Origin of the sequence: Streptomyces sp. NPDC058877, from assembly GCF_042742855.1 — a bacterium.
In the GTDB taxonomy this organism is placed as follows: Bacteria; Actinomycetota; Actinomycetes; order Streptomycetales; family Streptomycetaceae; genus Streptomyces.
In genome coordinates this window covers 44,550-59,574 of the sequence record NZ_JBHYMF010000024.1, presented here as the reverse complement: position 1 = coordinate 59,574, position 15,025 = coordinate 44,550, and the positions used below count along the sequence as shown (strand labels likewise).

Genomic DNA, 15,025 nt, shown 5'->3' with positions numbered 1-15,025 from the left:
CCTCCACACCAAGGATCAAACGATCGAGTGCACCGTCATCGGCAGCCCGCCGCGCACCCGCAGCGTCAGCATCGGTTCCGGCCGCACCGGGTATCCGGGTGCCTTGGACAGCCTGAGCTCGCGCACCACGGTGGCGAGCACGACGGTGGTCTCCAACATGCCCAGGCTGCTGCCGATGCAGAAGCGCGGCCCGGCGCCGAACGGCACGTACGCGTAGCGGTGCCGCCCGGCCGCACGGTCCGGGGCGAAGCGCTCCGGGTCGAAGCGTTCCGGCGCGTCCCAGAACGCGGGGTGCCGGTGCAGCGTGTACGGGCAGATCAGCACGTCGGCACCGGCGGGCACGCGGAAACCGCCGATCTCGTCCGATTCCCGAGCCGCCCGCGGCAGGATCCAGACCGGCGGGTACAGCCGCATCACTTCTTCGATGACCATCGTCGTGTACGTGAGGCGGTGCAGGTCCTCCATCGTGGGCGACCGGTCGCCGAGGACCTCGGTGACCTCCTCGCGGACCCGTTCCTGGACCAGCGGATGCTCGTCCAGCAGGTGGAAGGCCCAGCTCAGCGTCGAGGCGGTCGTCTCGTGGCCGGCGAGCAACAGGGTCACGAGCTCGTCCCGCATCCGGCGTCGACCGGTCGCCGGGTCCTTCTCCCGCCGGGTCGACTCGATCAGTCGTGACAGGACGTCGTCACCGTCCTCGCTCGGGTGCGCGGCACGCTCGGCGGCGAGGTGTGCGACGATGCGGTCCAGGTCCGCCCTCGCCCGCCGGAACCGCCGCTGCCGGGCCAGCGGCAGCCAGGCGGGCACGGTGCTCAGCGACATCATCTCGAAGATGGCCTGGTTCTGAACGGCCTCGAAGGACTCTCCGATCGAGTCGAAGGCGTCGAGGTCCGCATCCAGGAGCGCACGACCGAGCACCCCCAGGGTGAGACCGGTCATCGCCTCCCGGACGTCGACCAGCACGCCGCCGGCCTCCCGGGCCCGCAGCCGGGCCACCAGCTTGGCGGCCTCCTCCGCGATCACCCCCGTCTGCCGGGCGATCCGCTTGGCCTGGAAGACCGGCTGGATCGTCTTGCGCTGGCTGCGCCACAGCTCGCCCTCACTGGTCAGCAGGCCGTCTCCGAGCGCCCGCCGGGCGTGCACCAGGCCGATGCCCTTGTGGTAGTTGGTGTGGTTGTCCGTCAGCACGTGCTTGGCGTGATCAGGATGGTTGAAGAAGAACAGCGTCTTGGGCCCGAGCGGCAGCCGCACCGCGTCCCCGTAGGCGGCGGCCACGGAGCTCATCACGGCGAGCCGGTCCCTGGCCATCCTGGAGAGCAGTTGTGCGGTCATCGCACGGGAAGGCCCCGGCGGAAGCCGCCGGGGCCGGGCATCGACCGCTGGCACCGCGTCGGGCGCCGGCACGCCGCTCACGTCCGTGCCCCACGGTGTTCGATGATCCGTTCGGAGATCCGTCGGCGCCACACCTCGTAGGCGGGCACCTCACCGTCCCGGAGCGGGTCCGGCCATGCCTCCTCGCACACCCGGGCCACCTCGTCGGGCTCCATGCGGCAGAAGAACCCTGCGGCCAACGCGGTGTGGGGAACGACCAGACCGGCCTCCACGCGCGCCGTCACGGCGAACGCGGCCCCCTGTGCCACCTGAGGGCGGTACGCTCCGGCGCGCTTCCACAAGACGCCGAGCTCCGCCTCGTCCCCGCCGCCCGCGTACGCCGCGGCGAGTCCGGCACCGGCATAGAGGTCGGGCCGCCGCGATGCGGGGAAGCGGTCGAGTAGATCGGCCACCACATCCGGTGCGGTCCCTCCGACGAACCACATGGCCCGGCCGATGCCCTGGTCGATGACGCGCGAGGAGTGGGCCGCGGTGTCGCGGGCCGGCCAGGGGAAGTCCGGCTCCCGGTACTGTTCGTGCACGTACTTCCGGGTCCGGAAGTACGCCTGGTGGAACCCGTAGCCGTCGAGTGCCAACCAGCGCAGCAGCGGGTCGGTGGGAACGATCGCCTTCCAGCGGAAGCGGGGAAGCCGGGCCATGGCCCAGCCGACTCCCACGTTCACCATGTAGCGGTGCCGGGCGCCCCGGCCGTCGAGCAACTCCCGTACCCGGTGGCCCGTGCCCGGGGACAGGCCGTCGAGCATCGCACAGCCCATGCCGGCCCCTTCGTAGGCGAAGCCGCGGAACTGCCGGGGCACCTCCTCGAGCCGCTGCTCCGCCTCGGTGCCGGTGCGCGCCTCCATCACGTACGCGTAGCCGTCGAGGAAGGTCCCGCCCACGGTTTCGAGGAGATCTCGTGCGGCGGGGCCCTTCACATGGAAACCACGCGTCGAGAGACGGGTGGCCGAATGACTCGGTGTCAGCATGCGGCGCCGGAGCGCGCGCCACGAACCGGCCATGGTTCCCTCCATCGGTCGGGCTGCCAGTGGCGCAGCCGTCCGATTCAGATCCTCCCGACGTCCGCCGTCACCCGCCTACTTCGAGCGTGCCCACCGTCACGCGGCCGGTGTTCGCCCCGGGTGGGGATGCGGGAGGTCCATGTGGCCTCCGTTCGTGACCGGGAACGGAAACCGCGCGCCGGCGGATTCCCACGAACGCCGGGGGACCCGCCGTGCGGGGAGGGGGACCGGAACCGCCCTCCGCACGGGGGTCCCGTGCGGAGGGCGGTGGCCCCGCACGACGGGGTCAGAGGACCGCGCCGAGGAAGGAGCGGGTGCGTTCGTGTTCCGGGTCCTCGAAGAGGCGCTCGGGGGAACCGGATTCCAGGATCTTGCCCTGGTCGAACATCATGACCTGGTCGGAGACGTCACGGGCGAAGCCCATCTCGTGGGTCACGCAGAGCATGGTGATGTCCGTGCTCGTAGCGATGTCCCGCAGGACGTCCAGCACCCCGGCCACCAGCTCGGGGTCGAGCGCCGAGGTCACTTCGTCGAGCAGCAGCACGTCCGGCCGCATGGCCAGCGCCCGTGCGATCGCCACCCGCTGTTGCTGGCCGCCGGAGAGACGCGTCGGGTGGGCGCCCTCCTTGTCGGCCAGCCCGACGAGGTCGAGCAGGCCGCGGGCGCGTTCCACCGCCTCCTCCTTGCTGAGCCCCAGCACGTGGATCGGGGCCTCGGTGACGTTCTCCAGCACCTTCATGTTCGGGAAGAGGTTGAACTGCTGGAAGACCATGCCGATGCGCTGGCGGTGCGCGCGCACGTACTTCTCGTCGGCCGGTACCAGGTCGCCCTTGGCCCCGGGCATGTGGGAGAACGGTTCCCCCGCGACGTGGATGGTGCCTTCGGTGACCCGTTCGAGCGTCATCAGCAGGCGCAGGATCGTCGTCTTCCCCGAACCGCTGGGGCCGATCAGGGTGACCCGCTCGCCACGTCGGACCCGCAGGTCGAGTCGGTCGAGCACGGTGTGGTCGCCGAAGCGCTTGACCACCTGGTCGAAGCGGATCATCTCCTCGGAGGGCAGGGCGCGCTCACTGGGCAAGACGGTTCTCCAGCTTTCTCATCAGGACGGATGTCGGGTAGCTCGCGGCCAGGAAGACGACCGCGGCCAGGGTGAACGCCTCCAGGTAGGCGAAGTGGACGCTGCCGAACTCGTCCGCCCGGTGGACCATCTCCTGCACGGTGATCACCGAGAGGAACGGCGTCTCCTTGAACATGGAGATCACGTAGTTGCCGAGTGCGGGAACCACCTTCCGCAGGGCCTGTGGAAGCACCACGGCCCTCCAGGTCCGGGCCGGAGACAGCGAAAGCGCCACGCACGCCTCCCACTGCCCCTTGGGCACCGCGTCGATGCCCGACCGGTACACCTCGGCGGTGTACATGGCGTAGTGCACGCCGAGCACGCAGACGCCGATGGTCAGCGGGTCGAGTCCGGGCACCAGCACCCAGACGGCGAAGAGCTGGATCATTACCGGCGTGGAGCGCACGAACTCGACCAGCCCGCGGAGCGGAGCCGTCACCCAGCGGGTCGGTGCGCGGAGTGCGACGGCGATGAGCAGGCCCAGCACCATGGCGACGAGCGAGCCCAGCACGGTGGCCAGCAAGGTGATCCCGAAGCCCCGTAGGATGAGCGGAAGGCCCTCGAGCGCAGTGTCCCAGGACCACATCAGGCACCACCCGCCACCGTCGCACCGGTGTGCTCGGCGCGCTTGACGCTGCGGGGGGCATCGCTCCGGCCGAGGCGCGCCTTGGCCGCCCGCTCCACGGCGTTCATCATCAGGGTGAAGGCATAGGCGATGACGAAGTACACCACCAGCAGGGTCAGGTAGGCGGCGGCCGTGTCACCCGTCGTCGAACGGATCTGGTCCATCTGGAAGGTCAGGTCGGTGATGGTGACGAGGGACATCAGCGGGGTGGACTTGAGCAACTGGATCAGCAGGTTGTTGAACGGCGGGATCATCTGGACCCAGGCCTGCGGCAGGATGACCCGGCGCATCCGCAGCCACGGGCCCATGTTGAGGGCCACCGTGGCCTCCCACTGCGCCTTCGGCACCGCGTTGACCGCACCGCGGACCACTTCGGCGCCGTAGGCACCGTAGTTGAGGCCGAACGCGAGGACCGCGCAGGCCAGCGGCTCCAGCCGGAAGCCCAGCACCGGAAGGGCGAAGAAGAGCCAGAAGAGCTGGACGTAGAGGGAGGTGCCGCGGAAGAACTCGACCACCACCCGTGCGGATCCGCGCAGCAGTACACGCGGGGAGCGGGAGGCCAGACCGAGGGCGAAGGCCAGGAGCAGTGCCAGGAGCGCACTGAGGACCGTCGCCAGCAGCGTCATGGTGATGCCCTCGCCCAAGCTGGGGAGGGATCGCGTGAGTTGGGAGAGGAAGTCACTCATGTGGGACGCGTCTCACGCCTTGCACAGGTCGACCGTCCGCAGCGTGGCCGGTGGCACCTCGTTGGCCGTGAAGCCGTACTTCCCGATCAGGTCCACATAACGGTCCGTATCACCGGTGATCTTCTTCAGTTCGCCGTTGAAGGCGTCCCGGAGCGTTGTCGCACTCTTCCGGAAGACCGCGCCACCGGGGCTGTACTGCTTGCGTCCGTCCACCTCGGGGAGGAACGGGTCCAGCACCTCGACGTCCGCGCCCTCATTGGTTCTGGCCAGCCAGCGGAGCGAGATGCCGGTCAGGGCGAAGGCGTCGATGCGGCCGGCCACCAGGGCGTCGAGGCCGTCCTGTTGCTTCGACAGCGACTTGATGCGCCCGTCGCCCACTCCGGCGGCCCGGGCGTAACCGGCTTCGACGGCCGCGGTCAGGACGCCCACCGTGACGTCCTTGCCGGCACAGGACGCGAGGTCGCTCAGCTGGGCGGGATTGCCCTTGCGCACCATCAGGGCCGTGGGGGAGACGAACTCCGGCTCGGAGAAGATCACCTTGGCACACCGTTCGGGAGTGATGGCCATTCCGGCACTGACCACGTCGAAGCGGTCCGCCATCAGACCGGGGATGAGCGACTTGAAGTCCGTGAGCGTGGGGCGCAGTTCCTTGATGCCGAGGGCCTTGAAGATCTCCCGGTGCAGGGTGGGTGCTTCTCCCGCGAGCTCGTTGCCGTTCTTGTAGCCGTACGGGGCCTCACCGGCGAAACCCACCCGGACGAAGCCCTGGTCGCGCAGCTTCGCCAGGAGGTCACCGTCTCCCGCGACGGACCCCGAGCCGGGTTCCGTACGGCTGCACGCGGTCAACAGGCCCGGGACGGCGACCAGTCCGCCGAGCGCAACGGTACGGGTGAGGAGCCCCCGACGGGAGAGGGGCGCGCGCTGCATCATGCCAATCCTTTCGTCGGTGCCGCGTCACGGAGGCGTGACGCGGCACGCTGCGGCGCCTACCCGACCGATCCCCATGCATGCCCAATGATTTCGCGGGGGCGTGCGGCCCGCTCTCGGGGGCGCTGCAGTTCGCGGCCTCGGTACCGCTCGCGATCTATGCCGCGACCGTCTCGGCGGGGCTGCCCAAGCTCGGGGTCCGTGCCCCCGGCGCCACCATCGCCCCCGCCCACGACCCGGTCGAACGGGCGCTCCGCTTCCACCAGCCCGAGAAGCTCCTGCGGCACCTGGGCCCCGCCCACGACGAGGTCGTGCTCGCCGCCCTGTTCGGACTCGACCCGGCCGGCCACCGGACGCGACTGGACCGGTTCGAGGAGCGGAACCGGGCGGTCGCCGCCGCGCTCACGGCCGTTCCGGGGGCGGACGCACTTCTGGCCGGGCTGCCGTTCCGGCCGGGCGGCCACGTCGTGGCCGTCGGCGAGAGCACCACCGCCGACCGGCTCTCCTGGTTCGAGATCCTGCGGCACCTGCTCCCGGAGGGCGTCCGCTGCACCAATCTGGCCGTGTCCGGCACCACGACGACCCGGGCCCTGGCGAACCTCCCGCTGCTCGCACTCCAGCGGCCCGACTGGGTGCTGTGCATGTTGGGGGCGAACGACGTCCAGCGGCTGGACGGTGTCCCGCTGGTCGCCGCCCCCGAGACCGGCCGCACCCTGAGGGCCCTGCGCGACCTGACGGTCCGCCTGACCGGGACCCGCTGGGTCTGGCTCACCCCGACCGGCATCGACCCCGGACGCGTCGCACGGTACGTGCACTTCCGGCGGGCGGGGCTCGACTGGGTCGCAGCGGACCTCGACGCCGTGGCGGACCTCCTGCTCGCGGAGCCCGAGCCCACGATCGACACCCGGGCCGCCGCGCACGGTCACCTGAGAGGAGGACGGTCTCCACCTCACCCCGACCGGCCAGCAGCGCGTCGCCGAGGCGGTGCTGGCCGCATTGGGCCCGCTCCGGTAGTGCGGTGCCGAGGCCGCTCGCCCCGTGGTGAGCCCCGTGCCGGTAGCGCCAGGGGCAGGGGCAGGGGTAGTCGATGACGGGGTCGGCGTCGCTCAGCACGGTCAGGCGCTGCGACACCGAGCCGAGACGGAGCCCGCAGGGTGCCGGCTGCGTCGTGGCTCCGCGGCCGGTGGCTCCGCGTGTGCTCGACCGCTGCTGGTTGCGAAGGGCCCGGACGGGTGGCTGCCCCTCCGGGCTCTGACGTCCTCTGTCGGTGGGGTGCCCGGGCCCCGTTCTCGTGGGGTGGGTCGCTTCGGGGTTCCGCTTCCCCGCCGGTTCAGTGGTTGCGGAGTCGGGTCAAGGCGGCGTCGAGGTCGGCGGCGCGGGGGCGGTTGTGGGGGAGCTTGGCGAGTACGGCGGCCATGCCGCAGGTGTTGGTGAGGGCGGAGAAGACCAGCCCTGCGGCGATGCCCGCCGACAGGATCTGGAGGGCCGGATGGACGAGGAGGCCGAGGAGCAGGCCGAGGAGGACGATCGTGCCCGCGGTGAAGCGGACCTGCCGTTCCATGCCCCAGGTGGCGCGGGTGGTGCCTTCGGGGCGGTGCAGTTCGTGGCCGTCGGCGGCCCATGCGCCGGTGCCGCCGGAGAGGGTGGCGGTGTCGATGCCGTTGTCGGCGAGGAGCCGGCAGGCGTTCTCGGACCGTGCGCCGGAGGCGCAGACGACCAGGACGTCACCGCGGTCGGCCGCGTGTCGGATGTCGGGCAGGGCTCGCTGGATCTGGTCCAGGGGGATGTTCAGTGCACCGGGCAGGTGCCCACCGGCGTACTCGCCGGGAGTGCGCACGTCGATCACGATCAGCTCGTGCAGGCGGGTGCGGGCTTCGCCGGTGCCGAGGGCGGTGGGCGTGGTCATGATGGGCGTCTTCCTTTGCTGTCTGCCGTGCCCCCGCAGGGGAGAGTGTATTACCCCTGGGGGTATCTGATGGGTGTGATGGCGGGGTGTACCCGGTGGGGCCGGGGCCTTGAGGTGGCTGGTCCCCGGCGCACGGGGCTCGTCCTCAGGCGATGACGTCGACGAGCATGAAGGCCGCCACGCCCAGTAGGACGAATGCGAAGATCCGCTGCAGGGACCCGGCGCTGATCTTCGTGGCGAGGCGCTTGCCGTCCCAGGCGCCGAGGATCGCCGCTCCGGTGAACGGGGCGATGACCTCCCAGCGCAGGTCCCCTCCGGTTCCCGTCCGCGCGGTGAGCGCGGCCAACGAGTTCACGGTGATGACCAGCAGGCTCGTGCCCACGGCCTGCTTCATGCGCAGGCCGAGGACCCCCACCAGGGCGGGTACGGCGAGGAAGCCTCCGCCGACACCGAGGAAACCGGTCACGGTTCCCAGCCCCGCGCCCACTCCCGCGGCCTTGGCGGGGCGTACGCGTTCCGGAGGCTCGGAGGCGGCGGGGCGCAGCATGCGCAGGGCGGCCAGTGCGGCGATGACCGCGAAGGCGGTGGTGAGTACCGCGGCCGGGATCTGTCCCGAGGCGGCTCCGGCGAGGAACGCGGGTAGGACCCCTGCCGCGGCGAACAGGCTTCCGGTCCGCCAGGCGACGTTGCCGTTCCGTGCGTGGGCGTAGAGGGCGGTGGCCGAGGTCATTGTGACGATGATCAGACTGGCGGTGGTTGCGGATGCGGGTGAGAAGTCGAGCAGGTAGATCAGTGCCGGAACCGCGAGGACGCTGCCGCCGCCACCGAGGGCGCCGAGGGCCAGGCCGATGACGGCCCCGGCGACCAGGGCGAGGATCAGGGTGCTCACGCTATCGAGCCGCTGTTCCCGCGTTCGTCGGTGACCGGGAATCCGGCGGCGGCCCACGCGTTCATGCCGCCCGTCACGTCCACCGCGTCCGCTCCGCGTTCGGTGAGGAGCTCCGTCGCCTGCTGCGAACGGTGGCCGCTGCGGCAGATCACCACGAGCGGGCGACCCTGCGCGGACGCGGGCAGAACCGCACCCGCGACCAGCCCGGTCAGCGGGGCGTGCACCGCGCCCGGGGCGTGCCCGGCTTTCCACTCGGACTTCTCCCGCACGTCCAGCAGGACGGCCTCGGGGCGGTCTCCGCCGGTGCGGGTCCGGGCCTCGTGCACGGACAGGCGTGGCCTCTTCTTGCGGAAGGGGAACATCGTGGGCGTCATTTCTTTCGTTTCTTTCGTTCGGGGGCTCGTGTGGATGCAGCGGCCATCGGCCCCTGCCGGGTTCAGTCGCTGACGACGGGCAGTCCGGCGTCGGCGGCGGAGGCGAAGGCGTCGTCCACGGCCACCACCCTCCGCCCGGCGGCGTCCAGCAGCGAGGCCGCGATGGCCGCGCGCATGCCGCCCGCGCAGTGCACCCAGACCGTGCCGCCGGGCACCTCGCCGAGGCGGCGGTGCACCTCGTGGATCGGGATGTGCACCGATCCCTCGATCCGCTCCGTGGCGCGCTCGGACGCGCGGCGCACATCCAGCACCACGATCCCGTCCCCGCGCCGTGCCGCCAGTTCGGCGAACGTGGCGCGGGGGAAGGTCGCGGGTTCCTCGCCCTCCCGGAGCCAGCGGGAGGGGCCGCCGGTCGCGGCGGCGGCAGGTCGGTCGATGCCGACCCGGACCAGTTCCCGCTGGGCGGCCGCCAGCTGCTCCGCCGTGTCGGCGAGCAGGGTGACCGGCTTGCCCCAGGGGATCATCCAGGCCAGGTAGGCGGCGAGCTTCCCGTCGGCCTCGAAGTTGAACGTGCCCGCGACGTGCCCTTCGGCGAACGCGATCCGGTTGCGCAGGTCCACCACCCATTCGCCTGCTGCCAGCCGAGCGGCGATCTCCTCGGGGTCGGCGGCCGTCGGCGGGGTGAGGTCGACGGGGGCGGGACCCGCGGCGTTGGTCGGGCCCATGTGCGCGTAGTAGGCGGGTATGTCCTCCAGGCCCGCGAGCAGGTCGGTGACGAAGGCGTCGACGTCGGAGGTGAGGACCGTGTTGGTGGCCTTCTCCTTGCCGATGGTGGTGGCGTCTCCGTCCGCCTGGGCGGAGGAGCAGAAGCTGCCGAAGCCGTGCGTGGGCAGGACCGCCGTCTCGTCGGGCAGGGCGTCGGCGAGCCGGTGGGCCGAGGCGTGCTGTGCGCGCGCCAGCTGTTCGGTGAGCCGTGGTTCGACGAGGTCGGGGCGGCCGACCGTGCCGATGAGGAGGGAACCGCCGGTGAACGCGGCGACCGGGAGTCCCGACTCGCCGAGTACGTACGCGGTGTGGTGCGGGGTGTGTCCGGGAGTGGCGACGGCCGTCAGGGTCAGGTCGGCGTCGACGTCGACGGTGTCGCCGTCGCTGACCGGGACCCGGGCGAACGAGACCCGCGCTCCGGCCGGCACCAGGTAGTCGGCCCCCGTGATCCGGGCCAGTTCCAGGCCGCCGGTGACGTAGTCGTTGTGGACGTGCGTCTCCACGACGAGGGCTATGCGCACTCCTCGTCGGGCCGCGGCGGCGAGCACCCGGTCGACGTCACGGGGCGGATCCACCGCCACCGCGGTCCGCGTTCCACCGGCGAGGTAGCTGCGGTTTCCCAGACCCTCCAGCTCGATGGTGTCGACGAAGAACACCAGGATGCTCCCTTCTCGCGAAAATTACCCCCTGGGGTATGGATTCCACCATAGCACTTTTACCCCCTGGGGTATGTGTGGAAGGGGGTGACGGTTACGCCCGGTGCATCTGAGCCGGATGCTCGGGCCGCACGGGACACGGGCGGCAAGGCGGGCGCCCAGCAGTCGTGGCGAGCCCCCGAGGCGTTCCTCTCCGAGGGGTACCGCGGGCCCGCGGCCGTACGGGTGCGTTCCGGTGGCTCGTCGATGCCGTCCGTGACCGCTCCCCGTCCCTAGTCGACGGCGCCGGGGGGCCAGTCGCCGGTCAGTGCCTGTTCGACGAGTGCGGCGAGTGCGGCGACGTCCGCGCGATCGGCGGGGTCGAGCTCCTGGGCTGCTGCGACGTCGCGCACGCGTGTGAGCTGTTCGACGATGGCGGCACGCTGCTCGGGCCGGCTGTGCCAGGCGAGTTCCCGCAAGAGCATCAGGAGGCGGGCGAGCACCGCGGGCTCCGCCGCACCGTAGTGCAGGGGCTGGGCGATGCCGAGGCGGAGGAGCTCCGCCAGGTTCGCGCGGCGCAGTACCACGCGGACCCGGCCGCGGTCGTCGTGGAGCAGCCTGGGTGACGGGTCGCGCTTGGCCAGTTCGCACAGCAGCGCGGACGAGTGGGAGAGGGCATGGACGGCAGTGGTGGGGTCGTTGGTGCCGGGGGAGAGCGCTCTGGTGGCCACGTCGGTGAGCTGGCGCAGGCCGAAGGCGACGTCCTGCAGGGGGGTCCGCTCGGGCTCCGTGGCCAGGGTGCGGGCCGCGTTGGACACCACTTCCTCCCGCACCTCGGGGGCGAAGGGCCGACCGGTGCGGGGCCAGACGGCTCCGACGGGGGTTCCGGCGATCAAGGAGCTTCCGGGGGAGCGGTCGACCAGGACGACGGCGTCCGCCTCGACCGCGACGGACAGGATCGCCCCCTCGTCCACGGCGGTCAGGAAGCCCGAGGAGGCCGCGAGGAGGGGAAGGGCTCCGGCGGGCGGCTCGGGGGGTGCGGGAGCGACCGTGGCGGCGGGATCGGCTTCGGGGAGCAGCCTGCGGATGGTTGCGTCCGCGTCGACGTGCACGTCGCGGAGCATGGTTTCCACCCGGATCTTGCGCGCCAGGTGCGACAGGAACACCACGAGCGCGAACATGCTCGCCAGGGTGAGCAGGAAGGCGACGGTGATCGACACCTGGGGCACGGCCGGTGCCCCGTTCCCGGTCCCGCTGCGCACGGTGCGCAGTACGGTCAGTGCATAGGTGAAGGTCGCCAGGAAGAGGGCCAGGGTCGCCTGTACGTAACCGTCCTGGCTGAAGGTCCGCAGCAGTCGGGGGGAGAACTGGCTGCTCGCCAGTTGCAGCGTCACCACCGTGAGGGAGAGGGTCAGGGCCGTTGCGGTGATCAGGGAGCCGGCGATCGCCGCGAGCAGTGCGCGTGCGGCGTCGGGGTCGCCCCCGAAGAGGTACTCGGCGAGGGAGGGCGGGATGCCGGTCCGGATCCGTGCGTCCAGACGGGGCAGCCCCACCCCGAGGGCGACGGCCAGCACGACGGCCAGCGCCGGCACCGGCCAGAGCCGGGTGCGCAGCATCTCGCCCAGCGGCGGAAGGGGCCCCATGACGCGTCTCCTCTCGTGCCGGAGTGCGGCGGGCCCCATCCTGCGTCCCGGGGCGGCGGGGGCCCGTCCGGACACGGCGGTCCCGTCCGCCGCACGCTGAAATCCCTCCGAACGGGGGTGTCGTTGAGGGGCGGCGAACCGGTTGACGGGCGACCCGCCGAAGGGGCGCGCTCCCGGTGGCCTCGCCCCTGGAGCTCATGCGCACCCCGGCCTTCGAGTGCCGGTCGTCCGGTCGATGCTCAACGGCCGGGGCGCGCAGGGGGCCCGGAGCTCAGGAGGACGCCCGGGACTGGAGGGCGTCCTGCCAGGCGGGGGCGGGGAGGACGGGCTCCGCCTCGGCCGGCCGTCCGCCGCGGGCGAAGAAGTCGGCGAGCGGGAGCAGCGCCGCACCCACGGTGACGGCCTCCGGTCCGAGGGTGCCCAGGGAGATGGTGCTTCGGCTTGCCGGGTAGCGGAGCGCGTACTCCCGTGCGTACTCCCGTACGGTGCTCAGGAAGCGTTCGCCGAGCTGGAGGCCGGCCCACCCGCCGACCAGGATCCGCTCGGGTTGGAAGAGGTTGATGAGGTCGGCGAAGCCGGCGCCGAGGTACTCGGCGGTCTCCAGGAGCACGGCGAGCGCCGTTCGGTCGGGCTCCCGTGCGGGGTCTTCGGGGTAGGCGGCGGCGAGCAGTGCGGTGAGGGCGGTCTCTTCGTCGGCTCCGACCGGCGGCCTCCCCCCGGCCTCCTGCCAGCGTTCGAGCAGGGCTTCGGCGCCCGCGTACGCCTCCAGGCAGCCCTGCGCCCCGCAGCGGCAGCGCCGCCCCCGCACCCTCACGGTCAGGTGCCCCCATTCGAGGGCGCGGCCGGGGCCGAGCGGATCGGTGGCCACGCAGGCGCCGACGCCCGAGCCGAAGAGCACCACCACCGCGCTGCGTGCGCCGCGCCCCGCGCCGAACCACATCTCGGCCTGGCCGAGGGTGCGGGCCCCGTTGTCGATCCAGTAGGGCACGGTGTCGGGGAGGTCGACGGACTCCCGCAGCAGCCGCTCCAGCGGCACCGCGTCCCAGCCGATGGTCTGCCCGTGCACGACCGCGCCGTCCTCGGGGGTGCGGGCGACGATGCCGGGCACTCCGACGCCGACGCCGAGCAGGCGATCGACGGGGACCTTCGCGGTGCGCAGGACCTCGGCCACCCCGTCGCGCAGATGGTCGACGACGACCTCCACGTCATACCGCGCGGTGCGCGGTCCGGAGCTGGCCAACGGCCTTTCGGAACGCGCCAGTTCACTGAGGTTCAGGTCGAAGAGCTCGATCCGGAGCCGGGTTTCCCCGATGTCGACGCCGATCATGAATCCGCTGTCGGGCGAGACGCGCAGCAGGGTGCGGGGGCGGCCTCCTGCGGAGTCGACGCTGCCGGCTTCCTCGACGAGGCCCTCGGCGACCAGCTCGGCGACCACATTGCTGATGGAGCCGGAGCTGAGCCCGGTGGCAGGGCCGAGCGTGAGGCGGCTCATCGGCCCCTCGAAGTACAGCCTGCGGAGCACGGCGGTGCGGTTCTCACGTCGCAGGTCACGCACCGTGCGGCCACTCTTCGCGTGCACTTTGGTCCCCGTCTGTCGATGTCCTTCGATGCAACATACCCGCAATCCGGCCCTTGACGCGACCTTCTCATGCGGTTTAACTCACATCCTAAATTAAGCCGGTGTTACGAGGCGGGCGATCCGGACGCCCCGCACCGGCACCTCCGCCGCACCCCGAAAGGGCCCAGGAGCCATGCGCAGAATCAGAGCCGCAGTCACCGGAGCCGTCACCCTCTCCCTCGCCCTCACCGCATCCGCCTGCGGCGGCAGCGCCGACGCAGGCGGTGGTCAGGCGAAGAAGACCCTCACCTACTGGGCCTCCAACCAGGGATCCAGCCTGGAGGTCGACAAGGAGGTCCTCCGGCCCGAACTCGACCGCTTCGAGCGCGAGACCGGCATCACGGTCAGGCTGGAGGTCGTCCCCTGGTCCGACCTGCTCAACCGGATCCTCACGGCCACCACCTCCGGCCAGGGGCCCGACGTCCTCAACATCGGCAACACCTGGAGCGCCTCGCTCCAGGCCAGCGGCGCCCTGCTGCCGTGGGACGAGAAGAACTTCGGTGCCATCGGCGGGAAGGAGCGCTTCGTCGAATCCGCGCTCGGCTCCACCGGCACCCCGGGCCAGGACCCGGCCGCCGTCCCGCTCTACTCGATGGCGTACGCCCTCTACTACAACAAGAAGATGTTCCAGGACGCCGGCATCGACGAGCCGCCGACGACCTGGGACGAGGTCGTCGCCGCCGGCAAGAAGATCAGCAAGGACGGCAAGTGGGGGATCGGGGTCGAGGGCTCCAACCTCTCCAACAACATCCACCAGGTCTTCGCCCTCGGCAAGCAACACGGCGCGGACTTCTTCACCCCCGACGGCAAGGCCGACTTCACCTCGGACGGCGCCGTCGCCGCCGTCAAGCAGTACGTCGACCTGATGGCGGCCGACGAGATAGTCGCGCCGGGCAACGCCGAGTACGCCCAGAACCAGTCCCTCAGCGACTTCGCCAAGGGCCGCACCGCCATGGTCCTGTGGCAGACCCCGTCGCAGACCTTCGCCGCCCAGGGCATGACCGCCGGGGAATGGGGCGTCGTACCCGCCCCGGTGCCCTCCGGCACTCCCGGTCAGGGCGCGCAGACCAACTCCATGGTCGCCGGCATCAACATGGCCGTCTTCAAGAACACCAAGAACCTCGACGGCGCCCTGAAGTTCGTGAAGTTCATGACCAGCGACGCCGAACAGATCACGCTCAACAAGACCTACGGCTCCGTACCGCCGGTCAAGAGCGCACTCACCGACTCCGCGTTCTCCGACCCCTCGCTGAAGGTCATCCGCGACACCCTCGCCGCCAGCGCCGCCGCCCTGCCGCAGGTCCCCGAGGAGTCCCAGTTCGAAACCGTCGTCGGCACCGCGGTCAAGGAACTCTTCGCCGACGCCGCCGCCGGACGGCCGGTCACCACCGACTCCGTGCGCGCCAAGCTCGAAAAGGCCCAGCAGCAGATGCCGAAGAAGTAGGCCGCACGT

The 15,025-nt window shown here is 71.4% G+C and carries 14 protein-coding genes; 2 read left to right on the top strand and 12 right to left on the bottom strand.

Annotation, left to right across the window (positions count from 1 at the left end; genetic code table 11):
* Positions 1 to 15: 15 nt before the first annotated feature.
* The 6 genes from ACFW2Y_RS08680 to ehuB all read right to left on the bottom strand — a co-directional run bounded on the left by ACFW2Y_RS08680 (position 16) and on the right by ehuB (position 5,745).
* Complete coding sequence (locus tag ACFW2Y_RS08680) at positions 16 to 1,383, bottom strand: cytochrome P450 (protein ID WP_384875493.1); 1,368 nt, start codon at positions 1,381 to 1,383, stop codon at positions 16 to 18.
* Between the two features lie 23 nt (positions 1,384 to 1,406).
* Positions 1,407 to 2,387 carry a DUF1702 family protein gene (locus tag ACFW2Y_RS08675; RefSeq protein ID WP_384875479.1) on the bottom strand — a complete coding sequence of 327 codons (981 nt, stop codon included), beginning with the start codon at positions 2,385 to 2,387 and terminating at the stop codon, positions 1,407 to 1,409.
* 286 nt (positions 2,388 to 2,673) lie between these two features.
* Positions 2,674 to 3,432 (bottom strand): ectoine/hydroxyectoine ABC transporter ATP-binding protein EhuA, encoded by a 759-nt coding sequence (gene ehuA / locus ACFW2Y_RS08670; protein WP_384875490.1) that lies wholly within the window; start codon positions 3,430 to 3,432, stop codon positions 2,674 to 2,676.
* Positions 3,433 to 3,454: 22 nt separating this feature from the next.
* The gene (gene ehuD, locus ACFW2Y_RS08665) at positions 3,455 to 4,090 is read right to left on the bottom strand and encodes an ectoine/hydroxyectoine ABC transporter permease subunit EhuD (protein WP_384875477.1); all 636 of its coding nucleotides are present in this window, start codon (positions 4,088 to 4,090) and stop codon (positions 3,455 to 3,457) included.
* Positions 4,090 to 4,815: an ectoine/hydroxyectoine ABC transporter permease subunit EhuC gene (ehuC, locus tag ACFW2Y_RS08660; RefSeq protein ID WP_384875474.1), complete on the bottom strand. Its 726-nt coding sequence runs from the start codon at positions 4,813 to 4,815 to the stop codon at positions 4,090 to 4,092. Before ehuC ends, ehuD begins: the two co-directional genes overlap by 1 nt.
* A 12-nt stretch (positions 4,816 to 4,827) precedes the next feature.
* Positions 4,828 to 5,745, bottom strand: a complete 918-nt coding sequence (ehuB, locus tag ACFW2Y_RS08655; protein WP_384875471.1) for an ectoine/hydroxyectoine ABC transporter substrate-binding protein EhuB — start codon at positions 5,743 to 5,745, stop codon at positions 4,828 to 4,830.
* A 77-nt stretch (positions 5,746 to 5,822) separates the two neighbouring features.
* On the opposite strand from ehuB, the gene ACFW2Y_RS08650 reads away from it, so the two are divergent.
* Positions 5,823 to 6,833 (top strand): SGNH/GDSL hydrolase family protein, encoded by a 1,011-nt coding sequence (locus tag ACFW2Y_RS08650; RefSeq protein ID WP_384875468.1) that lies wholly within the window; start codon positions 5,823 to 5,825, stop codon positions 6,831 to 6,833.
* A gap of 239 nt (positions 6,834 to 7,072) precedes the next feature.
* Here ACFW2Y_RS08650 and ACFW2Y_RS08645 read toward each other — a convergent pair whose 3' ends face one another.
* From ACFW2Y_RS08645 to ACFW2Y_RS08620, 6 genes are all read right to left on the bottom strand, one after another.
* Entirely contained in the window at positions 7,073 to 7,648 is a 576-nt protein-coding gene (locus ACFW2Y_RS08645) for a rhodanese-like domain-containing protein (RefSeq protein WP_384875466.1), read from the bottom strand.
* A gap of 145 nt (positions 7,649 to 7,793) precedes the next feature.
* On the bottom strand, positions 7,794 to 8,537 hold the full coding sequence (locus ACFW2Y_RS08640; RefSeq protein WP_384875464.1) for a sulfite exporter TauE/SafE family protein: 744 nt from the start codon (positions 8,535 to 8,537) through the stop codon (positions 7,794 to 7,796).
* Positions 8,534 to 8,899, bottom strand: a complete 366-nt coding sequence (locus ACFW2Y_RS08635; protein WP_384875488.1) for a rhodanese-like domain-containing protein — start codon at positions 8,897 to 8,899, stop codon at positions 8,534 to 8,536. Before ACFW2Y_RS08635 ends, ACFW2Y_RS08640 begins: the two co-directional genes overlap by 4 nt.
* A gap of 74 nt (positions 8,900 to 8,973) precedes the next feature.
* On the bottom strand, positions 8,974 to 10,332 hold the full coding sequence (locus tag ACFW2Y_RS08630; RefSeq protein WP_384875461.1) for a rhodanese-like domain-containing protein: 1,359 nt from the start codon (positions 10,330 to 10,332) through the stop codon (positions 8,974 to 8,976).
* A gap of 272 nt (positions 10,333 to 10,604) precedes the next feature.
* Positions 10,605 to 11,954, bottom strand: a complete 1,350-nt coding sequence (locus ACFW2Y_RS08625) for a DUF2254 domain-containing protein (RefSeq protein ID WP_384875458.1) — start codon at positions 11,952 to 11,954, stop codon at positions 10,605 to 10,607.
* Between the two features lie 271 nt (positions 11,955 to 12,225).
* Positions 12,226 to 13,533 (bottom strand): ROK family protein, encoded by a 1,308-nt coding sequence (locus ACFW2Y_RS08620; RefSeq protein WP_384875455.1) that lies wholly within the window; start codon positions 13,531 to 13,533, stop codon positions 12,226 to 12,228.
* 172 nt (positions 13,534 to 13,705) lie between these two features.
* Between ACFW2Y_RS08620 and ACFW2Y_RS08615 the strand changes: the two genes are divergently transcribed.
* The gene (locus ACFW2Y_RS08615) at positions 13,706 to 15,016 is read left to right on the top strand and encodes an ABC transporter substrate-binding protein (RefSeq protein WP_384875453.1); all 1,311 of its coding nucleotides are present in this window, start codon (positions 13,706 to 13,708) and stop codon (positions 15,014 to 15,016) included.
* Positions 15,017 to 15,025 lie beyond the last annotated feature (9 nt).

Excerpts from the sequence above, each read along its gene's own strand:
- ACFW2Y_RS08675 (WP_384875479.1), bottom strand. The coding sequence starts at position 2,387 with ATGGCCGGTTCGTGGCGCGCGCTCCGGCGCCGCATGCTGACACCGAGT.
- ehuA (WP_384875490.1), bottom strand. The coding sequence starts at position 3,432 with ATGATCCGCTTCGACCAGGTGGTCAAGCGCTTCGGCGACCACACCGTG.
- ehuD (WP_384875477.1), bottom strand. The coding sequence starts at position 4,090 with ATGTGGTCCTGGGACACTGCGCTCGAGGGCCTTCCGCTCATCCTACGG.
- ehuC (WP_384875474.1), bottom strand. The coding sequence starts at position 4,815 with ATGAGTGACTTCCTCTCCCAACTCACGCGATCCCTCCCCAGCTTGGGC.
- ehuB (WP_384875471.1), bottom strand. The coding sequence starts at position 5,745 with ATGATGCAGCGCGCGCCCCTCTCCCGTCGGGGGCTCCTCACCCGTACC.
- ACFW2Y_RS08650 (WP_384875468.1), top strand. The coding sequence starts at position 5,823 with ATGCCCAATGATTTCGCGGGGGCGTGCGGCCCGCTCTCGGGGGCGCTG.
- ACFW2Y_RS08645 (WP_384875466.1), bottom strand. The coding sequence starts at position 7,648 with ATGACCACGCCCACCGCCCTCGGCACCGGCGAAGCCCGCACCCGCCTG.
- ACFW2Y_RS08635 (WP_384875488.1), bottom strand. The coding sequence starts at position 8,899 with ATGTTCCCCTTCCGCAAGAAGAGGCCACGCCTGTCCGTGCACGAGGCC.
- ACFW2Y_RS08625 (WP_384875458.1), bottom strand. The coding sequence starts at position 11,954 with ATGGGGCCCCTTCCGCCGCTGGGCGAGATGCTGCGCACCCGGCTCTGG.
- ACFW2Y_RS08615 (WP_384875453.1), top strand. The coding sequence starts at position 13,706 with ATGCGCAGAATCAGAGCCGCAGTCACCGGAGCCGTCACCCTCTCCCTC.